The sequence below is a fragment of the Marinobacter sp. MIT930201 genome (assembly GCF_047122665.1).
In the GTDB taxonomy this organism is placed as follows: Bacteria; Pseudomonadota; Gammaproteobacteria; order Pseudomonadales; family Oleiphilaceae; genus Marinobacter; species Marinobacter salarius.
In genome coordinates this window covers 1,307,632-1,321,723 of the sequence record NZ_CP138916.1, presented here as the reverse complement: position 1 = coordinate 1,321,723, position 14,092 = coordinate 1,307,632, and the positions used below count along the sequence as shown (strand labels likewise).

Here is a 14,092-nt window from a genome sequence, read left to right as displayed (position 1 = left end):
CACCTTTGATTATGAATGTACCCAACGGCTCGGTTCTCAACTGCGCTGACGGCGACGCCAAGTTCGATCAGTACTGCCTTTATTACTATGTGAAATAGCTATTCGACAGGGTGTTTGTTACGGCTCAATGTCCAGAGGCCGGCGTATTTATTAAATGTCACCTGTGCATAGGTGACCGCCGTTAGATACCCCACAGAGCCATCGAGAAAACCAAAACGGATAAAGTAGACCTGTATGAACGTCATGACCGCCCTTAGGGTAGGGTAGAGCATGGTGCGAGTTCTTTTGCCCCGACGGTGCTTTTCCCTGGATCCCAGCCACGCGTATTTTGCGCTCTTTTCCAGGGAGTGCCCAAAGTCACGATGGGTGTAATGGGTGAGTCGCCCTCGCAGTGTTTTTATGCTGCGGCCTTCGGGGATAAGAATTCGCTCATGGACTAAAGCATCCGAAAAGGATACGCCTTCACGTCGAAAAAGGCGTAGAGGGGCGCGTCCGCTGCGACCGAAGTCCAGTCTTTTGCCATAGATCGTAACGGCCCAGGGGAGCTTATAAGCGTCGGCATCCGGGGCGGCCAAACGATGATTTATTTCGCGGGCCAGTTCCTCGGTAATCCGCTCGTCGGCATCCAGAGATAACACCCAGTCACCTGTTGCTCTCTCAAGAGCCCTTTGTTTTTGTACTCCGAACCCAGGCCAGTCTGTGGTTTCAACAATGTCGGCGTATTGCCGTGCAATTTCTACAGTGCGATCAGAACTGCCACTGTCCAGCACAATTATTTCGTCGGAGACCTGCCGGGCCGACACCAGGCAGTCCGCAATGTGGTCCTCTTCATTCATGGTGATTACGGTTGTCGACACCCGACATCCGCGCTTGCGAACGTATGACGCCTTTAATTCATGGAATAGAGTGGTCGCCAGTACGGAAATGATCAATAGATAGAAGGTCAGAAACAGGCTTCGATTGAAAGTGGCTTCCGTTAGTCCAAAGAAAAAGTAGCCCACCGTGACCATGGTACCGGCCGCAGCAATGTGAGCTGTGGGGAAATGCTTGCTACGAACGTGCTGGCTGAAGATCGCCAAAGGAATAAAGATCAGAAATGCCCAGCTTAGGACGCCGGGAATGCCACTCGTCGCGGCATTGTTGATCAGGTCGTTGTGAGCATGACCAACGCAGCAATCCAGAAGCGCTGGCGATGCGCTACCGTTGTCAACGGCAGATCTGATGGTATGGCTAAACCCGCCAAGGCCTGCGCCCGTCCAGGGATTTTCGACAAACATTTCCCAGGCATGATTCCAAAGCTCCAGGCGCAGTTCGATTCCCGAATCGAGACTATGGTCATTCAGAGCGGCGTCGATTGATTGCAGCGTACGATCCGTTGAGAAAACGGCACTGAGGACCAGGATGGGAATAAGCAAGACAGCAGCCAGCCGGAGCTTTCGGCCAAGCAGTGGAATAACAATGAGAAGCAAAAATGGTAGAGCCAGGAGGTTGCTGCGGGTTTCAGATAGTAGGGACGTGAGCACGGCCGCGACGCTTCCCGCGATAAAGGCCATCGCCAGGAATCGGTTTCCGTTGCGCAGGAAAAACAACCCGCCTACCAGGGTGAGCATACCTCCCAGAAGTGCAATGTTACCGAAACTGATTGGGTTGATGCCGCCCCCGAACCGTGAACTCAAAGTGCCGGTGGGCGTTGCTGCACCTGGCTGCAGCGCATAAATCAATGCACCGATAACGGACAGGGAAATCAATCCGATGGCAGCGAATCCGGTGATCGCACGCAGGCGAGCATGGCTCAGAGCCATAACGAGCGGCCAGAACAATATAAAGCGGGCGTGTGTGCCGAGCGTTTTTCCGCCTTCATAGTCGAAGCCTTCAACAGCCCAGGAGTATGCGCTGACGGAGACGTAAAACCAGAAAGCGAAGTGGATTAAACGCAGCTCCCTTGGGGGTTCCCAGCCGGTTTTCTGGAGTGATTGGCGTGCTATAAGTATGATGCCGATAACTGAGAGCATCAGTGTTGCTGCCGAGAGCACGCTTGACGAGACGAGCGCGCCTCCCAGGCCGATCATCAACAGTAGTGCAACAAGAAGGCTGGTGCGCGAACTTATATTCATGCTATCCGTAGTCGACACGTTTCAGGCCTTTACCATCGATTCAGCATACACGATCGGGTTTATAGGGATTGATTTCCCCAGGAACACGATGGCGAAAGCGTTTGTATTCCCATTGATACTGTTCCGGGATTTCTCTGACCACATTCTCTATTGAGCGGTTCAGGGCTGTAGTGGCAATGAGGGGGTCTGTGTCGGCAATGCCTTCTTCACACTCGCGAATAACCAATCGAAATCCACGTCCGTCTTTCAGGCGTTCGGAATAGGTCATCAAAGGCTTGGCGCCGGACTTTTGCAGCAGCTTGGAAACCAGTGTCATGGTACGTACGTCCATGCCAAAAAAGGGCGCGTAGGCGTTTCCTTTTCCTCGTGGGCTCTGGTCTGGAAGAATGCCGGTTACCTCGCCTTCACGTAGAAGGGCAATAAGCCGTGCCAGGCCACGACGGTCGCCACGCACCAGTTCAGAGCCGAGCCGGCCGCGAACCCGGATCATATAGTCCTCAAATTCCTTGATATGTGGCGGACTGTACAGCGCCGCCATACGGTAGCGTGACGAAAAGTAAAGTCCTGTGAGTTCCCAGTTGCCCAGATGTGGGGCCAGCAGCAGTAAGCCACGGCCGTCCTTCTTCGCATTTTCCAGTAGTTCCTCGCCTTCGATTTCCCGAATCAGGCCAAGGCAGCGTTCGACCGGCCATTCCCACATCAGTGGAATTTCCATCATGGTCTGTCCGGTATGACGTAGACTGGAGCGAGCCATGTTCTGATGCTGATCGTTCGTAAGATCTGGAAAGGCAATGCCGAGATTGATCTCGGTGACACGCCGAGAATTCGTTCTGAACGTCCATGCGATAGTGCCCAGAAAGCGGCCGGCCAACTGGGCCGCACGTAGTGGCAGCTTGCCGGCAAGCCCAAGGATAGTGATCAAAAACGATGCTTTGGACATAGCCATAAATCGGAGGACAATCAACTGAAAAAAGAATGAACGGAAGCTACCACCATCCGGCTTGTGCGGCAAGGCTCGTTGGCCTTTGAGACTCGTCATTTGCCCTAAAGCTTTTGAGAGTCCTCCCAACTCTCGCTGCGATTACCGGTTTCCCAGCCAATCCTCAGGTAAAAGCGCCGGATACGACGGCCAATGTATCGCTCTCGCCAAGCGGGGAGAGTGGCCAGTTTGTCGGGGATGGCGGGGGCGCCGAGCCCGTCAACCAGGAACAGCTCCGGTTGTCCGCCCTTGTCGGCGATCACCAGGTTGTGGGGCAGCAGGTTCCGGGTGAGGATTCCGGTTTCGAGTAACCAGTTGCAGAAGCGGCCTGCGGCGTCCCGAATCGGTTGATCAAACCCTCGGTGTTTCAGGTAGTGTTCGAGCGTTTCGCCCGGTAGGCCGTGGTCATCGAAGAGGAGTTCACTCATGTTTGCCGGGCCGAACGAGGTGTCCACCGCGCCATGAAATTGCGGCAGGTGTGCCCAGACCAGTTCGTCGTGGCCATCGTTGATCAGTGCCCGGATGGCTTGCTGTTGATGCGCCCGGAGTTCCTGGCGGTTGTCATCAATCCTCGCTCTGCCGAGCATTTTCTTTGGCCAGGCCTGGCGCTGGAACCGAACTTCGATGTTTTCAGGCCGCAGTACTTTGAGACACAATGCCGGATCATCCGGATGCCGGTAGCAGTGTCGGTTGTAGCCAGAGGCGAATGGCTCAATGCCTGACAGGTCAATCATGGATCGTATCCGAATCTCGTTTTATTGCCTTGTGCAACGGAAGCCTCGGGAAGCCACGTTATGAACGGTTGTATTGCCTACGGTGATTGTAATACCGAGGGCCTGAAAGACTATCATGAACCGGTCTGGCCGCAGATCGTTGCGAAGCAATTGGGTCTTTCGCTCACCAATTGTGGTCATACCATGAGCACAACCCGTGAGCTGCTTCAGTATGCTGAGGCCTTCCCGCCCAGGAACTATCAATTGGCGTTTATTCAGTACGGGCTTGTTGATTCCTGGCTCACCTTTCGTGGTGCGCCCTATGTGCTTTATTACCCGGACAGCCCCCGCAGGAAGCTTGCCCGAAAGCTCGTCAAAAAGCTGAAGAAATGGGCCCGGCGTCTCCACCTGCAGGATCGTTGGGGCGCGGTGGAGCAGGTGCCGCTGGATGAGTATCTGGGCAATATTGAGCGTGTGTTGCGCTCGGCCCCCGACACCCTGTTCGCGTTGGTGTCCACGCCGCCGAACCTCGACGAGCCCCGGAACCCGCGCATTGAGCGCTACAATGAGGGCCTGCGAGAGTTAGCCATACGAGAGCCAAATGCATTTTTTGCCGATGCCTACCACCCATTATGGCAGCAGAAAGCCCGGTCACTGATGGCAGACGGAACCCACCTTACCGAAACAGGGCATCGACTCCTGGCGGATACGGTGATCAGCGCGCTGTCGACATACTGGCCAACAGGTCCCGATAAAAAGCCTCAGTCTTCGATACCATCGCCTCAAGGCTGAGTTGCTCCCGGGCCCACAGGAAACTGCCGTTTTGGGAATCTCTCATAACCATCGGGCTGCGGAGATTGGTGCGAACCAGTGTGGCGATATCCTCAACGCGGTCAGACGCGGCAATACTCTGTTCTGGCAGAAATTCCCCCACTCCGCTGACTGGCGTTGACAGTACCGGGCAACCCGCCATCAGCGCTTCCACCATGATATAAGGAAAACCTTCGCGGCTGGAGCTGATGATGCAGGCGGTGGCGGCCTGGAGCCAGGGCTTCATATGGAGCTCATGGCCTGGAAGCAGTACGTGGTCTGAGACGTCCAGCTCCTGAATCAGGGTACCTAGTTGAGCACGCTGGCTACCATCACCCAGGATAACCAGACTGCCACCGCAGTCGGCCCTGGCCCAGGCGCGAATCAGCCGGTCGAACTGTTTGACTGGTTCCAGACGGCCTGCGGCTAACAGGAGAGGGCGATCTGCAGGAATTTCGAAGGTCGGGGCCTCCGTCTTTTCTTCGCCGGAGGTGTCCACAGGCGGTAAGCCATTGTGGATCAGCCGAGCATTGGCGTGGGCAATGGTGTCGGTAATATCACGGCTGACACCAATCACGCCATCCAGCCGCTCAAACCCCTTATGGGAGCGCTTGGTGCCATGAAGCGTGCCCACTGTTGCACTGTTCAGATGACGGGCTGAACTGATCAGGTTTGCGGCCTTGTTACCCTGGGCATGAACGATGTCCGGGTGGATGGAGCGAAGCAGTCGCCGCAGGCGGTAGTGCAGCCATGGGTTGCGTCGGCCGAGCTGAACGGGCAGTGGATGGAAACAAACCGGCGAGGCGAAGCGTTCGCTGTAGTGGCTGTGTGCCAGAACGTGAACGGTGTGGCCTCTTGTCGAGAGGGCGTTCGCGAGGTCGGCTGTGTGCGTTTCCATACCGCCCCAGCCCGTGCCGGGCGTGGCGATAATCAGCGCGATTGTCAGCGGGCCTTGCGCATTCATTGGTGCGCAGGCCTCCGCGCAAGAAGGTTCTCATAGACCTTCAGCGTGGTTTCGGTCTGTGCTTCCAGTTGGAATCGCCACGGTATCTCTATCTCAGGTCGGGGATTGTCGAGGAGGGCGAGCGCGGTCTGGGCAAACGCTTCTATATTGTCTGGCGGTACCAGTCCGTCGGAGAAACAGGCGCGCAGTGTTTCGGCTGCGCCACCTCGGTCAAAGGCGGCCACCGGTGTGCCGGAGGCCAGGGCTTCGGTAACGGTGCGGCCGAAAGGTTCTGGTTTCGTGGACATGTGGCAGACCACGTCCGCCAGAAGGTAGAGGGTGGTCATATCGTTGCGCTGGCCGAGGAAACTAACCTTGTCGGTCAGGTTCAGGCGGGCACGTTCCTTTTCCAGCTCCTCCAGAAACTGCTCCTTGCCAGGTTCAGCGCCGCCGACAATGATGCCGTGGCAGTCCGGTCGTTTTTGCACCAGCTGCGCCATCATGGCCAGAAAGTCCAGTTGGCCTTTCCAGCGGGAAATGCGCCCGGGCATCATGATGATCTTTTTCTGGGCCAATTGTGGGTACTGTCGGAACCAGCGGTCCAGCCATTGTGGGCTGAGCTCCCGTTGTCGAAAAGCACTCACGTCCACGCCCCGTTGGATGACGGTCAGTTTTTCTTCCGGCACCGGGTATTTGTTCAGCACATAATCCCGAACACAACCGGACACGGCGATGATGTGATCAGCCCGGGTCATGATGGCGCTGTAGGGGGTCACGGAATACATGCCGTGAAAGGTTGAGACAACGGCCGGGCGCTGGTTGGCTGGAATGGTCTTCAGAGCCAGGAAGATGATCCAGGCGGGCATACGGGAGCGCACGTGCACGATGTCCGGTTTCAGCTCCAGCAGCAGCTTGCGCATGGGGAGGATTTGCCCGAACGACGCCGGGTTCTTCCGGTGTATTGGCATGAAAATGTGTTCCGAGCCTTGCCCACGAAGCTGCTCCGCCATGGGCCCGCCTTTCGAAACCACATAGGACTCGTGCCCACGTTTCACCAGGTCGGCGGCGAACTCCACGGTGCCTCGTTCCACCCCGCCACTGTATAGCGCGGGTAACGCCTGCAGAATCCTCAACGTTTGCCTCCCCTTAAAAAGTGTTCAATCAGCCACCTTGCGGCCCTATCAGCCTCCCAAAGCTCCTGCGATCCGCGCAATTTTCCAGCCATAACCGAGGCATGGTCACTCCAGTGCGCGACGTACCCTTTCTCTACCAGGCTGGCCATGCCCCGGGCGACCCGGCTGTTATTCTTGGGCGCGAGCTCAAACAGACCCGTAGGCACGCCGGAGGTGGCAGCTTCGCAGGCCATGGAGGCGCTGTCTGGTGTGACCCACACCGCGCGGGAGGCGGCGAGTTGATGGGGAAGCCAGCTGGCGTGCGTTCGCCTGGGATCCACGACCGTGACCTTCGGGCCTGCCAGGTCGTTCAGTCGCATCAACAGGTTTTCGGGCGTACGGCGAGAGCCGCTGATCGTCCAGCGCCATTCCGGGTAGCGACCCATTAGCTGGGATAACTGTCCGAGAATAACGTCGTCATCCCAGTCGAAATGGGGGGAGGGGCCGCCTACGAGAACAAGGCCTTCGGGTTTGTCGGTAATTCTGGCCAGGGGCGTGATTGCATTTATGACACCTTCGGTGGCAAGGACATGTCTGGCTGGGGGGACCTTATCGTGTTCTGGAATGATGGCCGCATCGACCCAGTTGAGAGGGAAGCCCGGTTTCATTAAAACCACGGTTTTTACCTTTCGGAGCCGCCGCAGGGATAGCAACAGGCGGTGGGTACCGCTGCCGGCTGCGATAATCAGGTTTGGTCTTCCCAGGGCTTTATCCATGGCCGGCGCAACGCCAAGCAGCGCCCGCCACAAGGGCGGGGGCGCTTCGGTCGCATCGATTTCACTCACGCTGGCGCCAGCCAGCACCCGAAGGCGGTTGCCCAACCCTTTCAGCTGGTTGTGATGGCCAGGCTTATTATCGGTCAGTAGCCAGACAACCGGGGCGGGGGAGCCGGTGTGGGAGCGCATTCAGTTTGCGTCCTTGCTGTACAGGTTCGGATCTTCCCTGGAAGGACGGGTCTTGAAGCGGCGATGCATCCAGAGGTACTGGTCCGGGTGTTTTCGGATTTCGTTTTCGATGGTCTTGTTCACCAATGTGGCGTCCGCCATGTCATCTCCGGAAGGAAAGTTCTCCAGTGGAGGATGGAAGTAGATATCGTACCCTGGAGCGTGTTCCCGTCGGAAATGGCTGAAGGGCACCACGGCACAGCCGCTACGGTCGGCTATGCGCGAGGTGGCGGTGATGGACCCCGCAGGTACTCCGAAAAATGGGGCAAAAACGATGCCTTTGCGGCCGTAGTCCTGATCCGTGGCGTACCAGACGATACGGTTGTTTTTGAGCTGTTTGAGCAGGCCGCGCAGGTTCCGGCTGTCCAGTGCCACCCCATAACGACGCTCCCTTGCGCGGGTCATCACCGCGTTCATCAATGGGTTGTTATGGTCGCGCTGCATCACGTCGGCCTCAATGTATTCGGTGACCAGGGCGCCCCCCAAATCAAGGGTGCTGTAGTGACCGCCCAGCAACAGGATGCCCTTGCCTCTGGCAAGGGCAGCGTCGACATGTTCAAGGCCGTGGACTTCTGTAATGGGCATGAAGCTGGTGGGACTGCGGAACCAGGCCAGCCCAATCTCCATGACACCGATGCCGTTGGCGCGGAAAGACGCCTTCACCAGTGCCTGCTTTTCCGTTTCGGATAACTCTGGAAAGCACAGGCGAATATTCACATCGGTGATTTGCTTGCGACGGCCGGCAAAGCGATAGGCTATGTCACCAACCCGTTTGCCCAGCCACCATTGTAACTTCAGTGGCAATTGGGCACCCAGCCACATGGCGGCGACCCCGATCCAGGTTGGCCACCAGCGCGGATGAAGGTAGCTGGTATAGCGGGTGTCGCGAGTTCTCTGTTTAGCGGTCTTCACTCGTGTCAGTCCCTGATGATTTTTAACGGCAAGAACCGGAGTTTAGCAGGGCCATTATCTCCGGCTAAAGCCGCAATATCCGCAAGTTGCGGAAAATCATGAATTCCAGGTCGCAGACGCCGGCCACCGCTTTATGTAGAATGACCGCCGCATCGACCCGGCCGGAGTTACCATGCTTCATTTTTTCTACTCCCTTTTTTTCCGCATCGCGCTGCCGTTTGTGTTGCTGCGGTTGTGGTGGATCGGGCGTACCAATCCTGAAGCGTTCGTGCGCTGGCAGGAGCGCCTGGGGTACGTGGAGGCCTTCGATGAGCCGGTCATATGGGTTCATGCCGTATCGGTGGGTGAAACCATTGCCGCAGCCCCCCTGGTGAAAGCCTTGCTGAGGCGTAATCCTGATATCCCCATATTGATGACCGCGATGACACCGACCGGCTCGGCCCGAGCCAGGGCTTTGTTCGGTGACCGGGTCCACTATGCTTTCTCACCTTATGACACACCCGGTGCGGTGCGCCGTTTTGTTGGCCGCGTAAGGCCCCGGGCGCTTGTGATTATGGAAACTGAGCTTTGGCCCAATATGATTGCTCTTAGCCGCCAACGCGAGGTGCCCATTTTTCTCATTAATGCGCGCCTTTCCAGCCGTTCCGCGCGGGGATATGAGCGGGTGGCGTCACTGGTTCGCCCGCTGCTCCGCAGTATTAGCTGGATAGCCGCGCAAGCAGAGGAAGACGCTGGCCGGTTCCTGCGTATTGGGGCCACGCCGGAGTCGGTGTCGGTGACCGGCAGTATCAAGTTTGATGTTGAGGTCTCGGACGAAGTGCGCGCCGAATCTTCGGGGCTGAGGGCGGCGCTGGGCGCTGACCGTCCGGTTTGGATCGCAGCCAGTACCCACGACGGTGAGGATCGCCAGATATTGGAAGCTCACCAACAAATCCTCGAGCATTTCCCGAACGCATTGCTGATGATTGTGCCGCGGCATCCAGAGCGTTTTGATGATGTGGCCAGGCTCATTGACGCCATGGGGCTCTCTCTTGTCCGTCGGTCCCAGTCAGGAAGTGACGGGGGCGGAAAGGTGGGGAGCGAGGTGTATCTTGGTGACACTATGGGTGAATTGTTAATGCTGTACGGCGCCTCCGATGTGGCCTTTGTGGGCGGTTCGCTGATTGAGCGCGGCGGCCACAACCCGCTGGAGCCAGCCGCTTGGGGAATACCTGTTGTTTCCGGGCCGCACATATTCAATTTCGAAACCATTTACGACCGCCTTGATTCAGGGCAGGGGCTGTTTATTACGGATTCGGCGGAGTCTCTTGCCCAGTGCGTCGTTCATCTCTTTTCGGATAAATCTTCTGCTCAAAAGGCGGGGCACAACGCGCTGGCGGTTGTGAATGCCAACCGTGGTGCGCTCGAAAAAGTGGTCGATGGGATTGTTAAGCGGGTCTAAGGTGTGATGCCGGCGTTTTGTTATTGGCCGGGGCATGGTGCCCCGGCCTGGTTTGCATCAGTTTACTGAGAGGGGTTGTCGATGGTTTCCTGTTCGTTAGCCATGGCTTCAATCCCCGGCGCTGATGCGCTCAGCCAATTGTTCAGGTCAACCAGATCCTGAGGGCTTAGGGTGCCAGCTGCCTGTTTCAGGTTCAGGGTGTTAATCACGTAGTCGTAACGGGCATTGGCGAAGTCACGCAGTGCCACGTAATAGTTCCGTTCCGCATCCAGCACTTCCACGATGTTCCGTGTACCCACTTCGTAACCGGCACGGGTGGCATCCAATGCACTGCGGCGGGAAATGATGGTCTGTTCAAGTGCATTGGCGGCCTCAATGTTGTTGTCAATGGTCAGGAACAGGCTGCGCGTGTTTACACGTACATCGCGGCGCGCTGTATTCAGGTCATGTTCGGCAGCCGTCACCAGCGAGCGCTGTTGACGCACGCTAGCCTTCGTTCCTCCTCCTGTATATAGAGGAATATTGAGGGACAGGCCAATGACGCCCTCAGTGCCTTCTTGCGTTGTTGATAAGGCGTTGTCGAGACGAGTTTCACGATAGGAGGCGGTAAGCTCAAGCGTTGGCAAATGGCCTGACTTGGCCGCTTTCAGGTCGGACTGACTTGCGTTAAGCTGGAAAAGGGTCGTTTGAAGAGACCAGTTGTTTTTGAGGGCTCTTGACTCCCAGGATGCTGGGTTTGCCGGTTCAGGGCGCCTAAGAGGGAAGTTCTGCCGAAGGTTTTCCAGAGCGGTAGGGTAATCGCCGGTTAGTCGCGCCAGTTGTTCTTTTGCAATGTTCAGTTGATTTTCAGCAGCGATGCGTTGGCTTCTGGCATCGTCATAGCTGGCCCGCGCTTCGTATACTTCGGTTATGGCGATAAGGCCCACTTCAAAGCGTTCCTGGGCCTGATCATATTGGCGCTGAATGGCAGCTTCAGTTGCTCTCGCGGTGGTAACTGTATCCTGAGCCCGCAAAACATTGAAATAGGCGGTTGCTGCATCGAGAATCAGTTGTTGTTGGGACAGGTTGTATTGGGCTTCAGCAGCCTTTGTTTGGAATTGGCTGGCTTCGTATGTAAACCAGTCGCTGGCCTGGAATATAGGTTGGCTCAACTCAACGCCGTAACGATAAGCCTTGTAGCTGTCACCCGAAAAAAACTGTCGCGCCAACTCATCGTTCCCTGAGCCGCTGAATGCGTTATGGGGCTCAAAATCTGTGTGGTTTACTGACCCTGTTGCCGTGATTTGCGGCAGCAGGGAGCTTTTACTGACGTCAACGGCAGCTTGCTGCGCCTGGAACTGAGCCTGAGCCGATGCAATGCCGGAATCATAGGAGAGTGCTTTCTCGTACGTCTCAACCAGATCCATGGATAGTGCAGGCTGGGCTGCGAGCAGTCCAATCAGCCCGGAAAGCAGTCGTTTCTTCATGATGTCTCCTGTTAGTGAATCACCCGGCGTGTTGGAATACCTGGCCACATATGTTCAGATAACCATTGAGCGTTTCAGGCTCGCCATTATGGACAATAATCGGCCTGAGCTCTACACTTGCAGTCGGCACTGATTGTAAGTGTCAATTACATTGATTTCGCGTCTTGACGGGGTGCTGGCGTCAGAACATCTGACCGCCGGCTGAGATTGCCATGCAGAACCCGCAACCTGATCCGGATAATACCGGCGTAGGGATTTGAGACAATATGCTGCAACGACACAGAACCGTTCTGTGATCACTGCCCGTCATGCGCGACCCGTATACCTAATCAACCCGGGGACGCACTATGACAACAATACCTTCCTATCTTAGCGATTCAGCAAAAGTCGATTCTGCAGCCATCAAGCCGCTGCCCCAGTCCCGAAAAATCTACGTACAGGGTAGCCGACCTGATATTCGGGTGCCCATGAGGGAAATTACTGTGGGCGACACGCCGACCGACATGGGTGGCGAGAAAAATGCGCCCGTCGCCGTTTATGACACCTCCGGTCCGTACAGCGACCCTGAAGCCACTATTGATCTGCGTAAGGGACTCAAGCCCATCCGTTCCGCCTGGATTGAGGAGCGCGGAGATGTAGAGCAGCTATCCGATTACACCTCTGAATTCACGCGTCGCCGGATGAAAGACCCTCTGCTGGACCCACTCCGTTTTATGGATGAGCGCAAGCCGCTGAGGGCCAAGCCCGGCAAGAACGTCAGCCAGATGCATTATGCCCGCCAGGGGATCATCACTCCTGAGATGGAATTTGTGGCCATCCGCGAGAACATGAAGCTGCAGGAAGCGCGAGAGCAGGGTCTACTGAAGGATCAGCACCCGGGCCAGTCCTTCGGCGCGTCCCTGCCGCAAGAAATTACGCCGGAATTTGTCAGGGACGAAGTTGCCCGCGGCCGGGCGATTATTCCCAACAATATCAATCACCCGGAAACCGAACCGATGATCATCGGTCGCAACTTCCTGGTAAAAATCAACGGCAACATCGGCAACTCGGCGGTCAGTTCTTCCATCGAGGAAGAGGTCGAGAAGCTCACCTGGGGCACTCGCTGGGGTTCCGACACCATCATGGATCTGTCTACCGGCAAGAATATCCATGAAACCCGTGAATGGATTATCCGCAACTCGCCGGTTCCCATCGGCACCGTGCCCATCTATCAGGCATTGGAAAAAGTCGGCGGCGCTGCCGAAGACCTGACCTGGGAGATTTTCCGTGACACGCTGATTGAACAAGCAGAGCAGGGCGTCGACTACTTCACCATCCACGCTGGCGTGCGCCTGCATCATGTGCCTATGACGGCCAAGCGTACCACCGGCATTGTGTCCCGTGGCGGCTCCATCATGGCCAAGTGGTGTTTGGCCCACCACAAGGAAAGCTTCCTGTACGAGCACTTCGAAGACATCTGCGAAATTATGAAAGCCTACGACGTGGCCTTCAGTCTCGGCGACGGCCTGCGTCCCGGCTCCATTGCCGATGCCAACGACGAAGCCCAGTTCGGCGAGCTCGAAACCCTGGGTGAGCTCACCAAGATTGCCTGGAAGCACGATGTTCAGGTAATGATCGAAGGGCCGGGCCATGTGCCCATGCAGCTGATCAAGGAAAACATGGACAAGCAGCTGGAATGCTGTGATGAGGCACCGTTTTACACACTCGGGCCACTGACCACGGACATTGCCCCTGGCTACGACCACATTACGTCCGGTATCGGCGCGGCAATGATCGGCTGGTACGGCTGCGCCATGCTTTGCTACGTTACCCCGAAGGAGCATCTGGGCCTGCCCAACAAGGACGATGTAAAGACCGGCATCATTACCTACAAAATCGCAGCTCATGCCGCTGATCTGGCAAAAGGCCACCCCGGTGCCCAGATCCGCGACAACGCGCTGTCCAAAGCCCGCTTCGAGTTCCGCTGGGAAGATCAGTTCAACCTCGGCCTCGACCCGGACACCGCTCGTGCCTTCCACGATGAAACCCTGCCGAAGGACTCCGCCAAGGTGGCCCATTTCTGCTCCATGTGCGGCCCGAAGTTCTGTTCCATGCAGATTTCCCAGGAAGTTCGGGAGTATGCCAAGGAGAATGGCCTAGACGAGGTGTCTGCGGTGGATGCCGGCATGAAGGAGAAATCCCGGGAGTTTGTGGAGGCTGGGTCCAAGCTTTATGACAAGGTTTGACCTTTTGTAAGACTGCTTGGTTCGGAGTGTGAGCCAGGGTGGTGGCCCCGTTCAGAAAACGACTCGAGACGTCCCTGTGCGTCTCGGGCTCCGCCATCCCTGGCTCCGCACGTTTCTGAACGGGGCCACCACCCTGGCTCAATCTGGTATTGGCAGTCATCGCCTCGTTGGTCGCTTTTTGAGGATTGCACAAATGCTCGAAGCAGTTATTGGGAACCCCTTTTCCAAAACTGTGCGGAGCCATGGATGGCGGAGCTCAAGCGCCCCAGGGACGGGCTTGAGCGTGTTTTGGAAAAGGGGTTCCCAATTGCTGCCTCCCCGTGATTTAAGGCTGGGGCCCGAGCTTGCAGTAGCCCCGTAAATCCGGCTATCG

11 protein-coding genes and 1 riboswitch are annotated in these 14,092 nt (G+C 56.7%); of the genes, 3 read left to right on the top strand and 8 right to left on the bottom strand.

Translation table 11 applies throughout. The features are described 5' to 3' along the window. Positions 1-98: 98 nt before the first annotated feature. From SIC19_RS06105 to SIC19_RS06095, 3 genes are all read right to left on the bottom strand, one after another. Positions 99-2,069, bottom strand: a complete 1,971-nt coding sequence (locus SIC19_RS06105; protein ID WP_273065740.1) for an O-antigen ligase family protein — start codon at positions 2,067-2,069, stop codon at positions 99-101. A gap of 85 nt (positions 2,070-2,154) precedes the next feature. Beyond that, positions 2,155-3,060 carry a lysophospholipid acyltransferase family protein gene (locus SIC19_RS06100; protein ID WP_371915664.1) on the bottom strand — a complete coding sequence of 302 codons (906 nt, stop codon included), beginning with the start codon at positions 3,058-3,060 and terminating at the stop codon, positions 2,155-2,157. Positions 3,061-3,158: 98 nt separating this feature from the next. Next, positions 3,159-3,827, bottom strand: coding sequence for a YrbL family protein (locus SIC19_RS06095; RefSeq protein WP_036203490.1), 669 nt, complete (start codon positions 3,825-3,827; stop codon positions 3,159-3,161). 60 nt (positions 3,828-3,887) lie between these two features. Here SIC19_RS06095 and SIC19_RS06090 point away from each other — a divergent pair, with 60 nt between their 5' ends. Further along, positions 3,888-4,598: an SGNH/GDSL hydrolase family protein gene (locus SIC19_RS06090; RefSeq protein WP_036203494.1), complete on the top strand. Its 711-nt coding sequence runs from the start codon at positions 3,888-3,890 to the stop codon at positions 4,596-4,598. Here the strand turns inward: SIC19_RS06090 and SIC19_RS06085 are convergent. Genes SIC19_RS06085 through lpxL form a run of 4 tightly spaced genes read right to left on the bottom strand, consistent with a single transcriptional unit; the run spans position 4,522 to position 8,587 of the window. Then, entirely contained in the window at positions 4,522-5,580 is a 1,059-nt protein-coding gene (locus tag SIC19_RS06085) for a glycosyltransferase (protein ID WP_041336132.1), read from the bottom strand. The genes SIC19_RS06090 and SIC19_RS06085 overlap by 77 nt on opposite strands. Continuing rightward, a complete protein-coding gene (locus SIC19_RS06080; protein ID WP_075195813.1) occupies positions 5,577-6,692 on the bottom strand; it encodes a glycosyltransferase family 4 protein in 1,116 nt (371 codons plus the stop codon). Before SIC19_RS06080 ends, SIC19_RS06085 begins: the two co-directional genes overlap by 4 nt. Further along, positions 6,689-7,636 (bottom strand): mitochondrial fission ELM1 family protein, encoded by a 948-nt coding sequence (locus SIC19_RS06075; protein WP_036203502.1) that lies wholly within the window; start codon positions 7,634-7,636, stop codon positions 6,689-6,691. The genes SIC19_RS06080 and SIC19_RS06075 overlap by 4 nt, the downstream gene beginning before the upstream one ends. Next, complete coding sequence (lpxL, locus tag SIC19_RS06070; protein WP_075195814.1) at positions 7,637-8,587, bottom strand: LpxL/LpxP family Kdo(2)-lipid IV(A) lauroyl/palmitoleoyl acyltransferase; 951 nt, start codon at positions 8,585-8,587, stop codon at positions 7,637-7,639. It lies immediately after the preceding gene. 172 nt (positions 8,588-8,759) lie between these two features. Here lpxL and waaA point away from each other — a divergent pair, with 172 nt between their 5' ends. Then, positions 8,760-10,028: a lipid IV(A) 3-deoxy-D-manno-octulosonic acid transferase gene (gene waaA, locus SIC19_RS06065; protein WP_041336137.1), complete on the top strand. Its 1,269-nt coding sequence runs from the start codon at positions 8,760-8,762 to the stop codon at positions 10,026-10,028. Positions 10,029-10,090: 62 nt separating this feature from the next. Here the strand turns inward: waaA and SIC19_RS06060 are convergent, their stop codons facing one another. Continuing rightward, positions 10,091-11,494: a TolC family outer membrane protein gene (locus SIC19_RS06060; RefSeq protein ID WP_036203512.1), complete on the bottom strand. Its 1,404-nt coding sequence runs from the start codon at positions 11,492-11,494 to the stop codon at positions 10,091-10,093. 158 nt (positions 11,495-11,652) lie between these two features. Next, a riboswitch (TPP riboswitch) is annotated at positions 11,653-11,767 on the top strand. 74 nt (positions 11,768-11,841) lie between these two features. Between SIC19_RS06060 and thiC the strand changes: the two genes are divergently transcribed. Then, positions 11,842-13,719 (top strand): phosphomethylpyrimidine synthase ThiC, encoded by a 1,878-nt coding sequence (gene thiC, locus SIC19_RS06055; protein ID WP_041336140.1) that lies wholly within the window; start codon positions 11,842-11,844, stop codon positions 13,717-13,719. Positions 13,720-14,092: the final 373 nt, after the last annotated feature.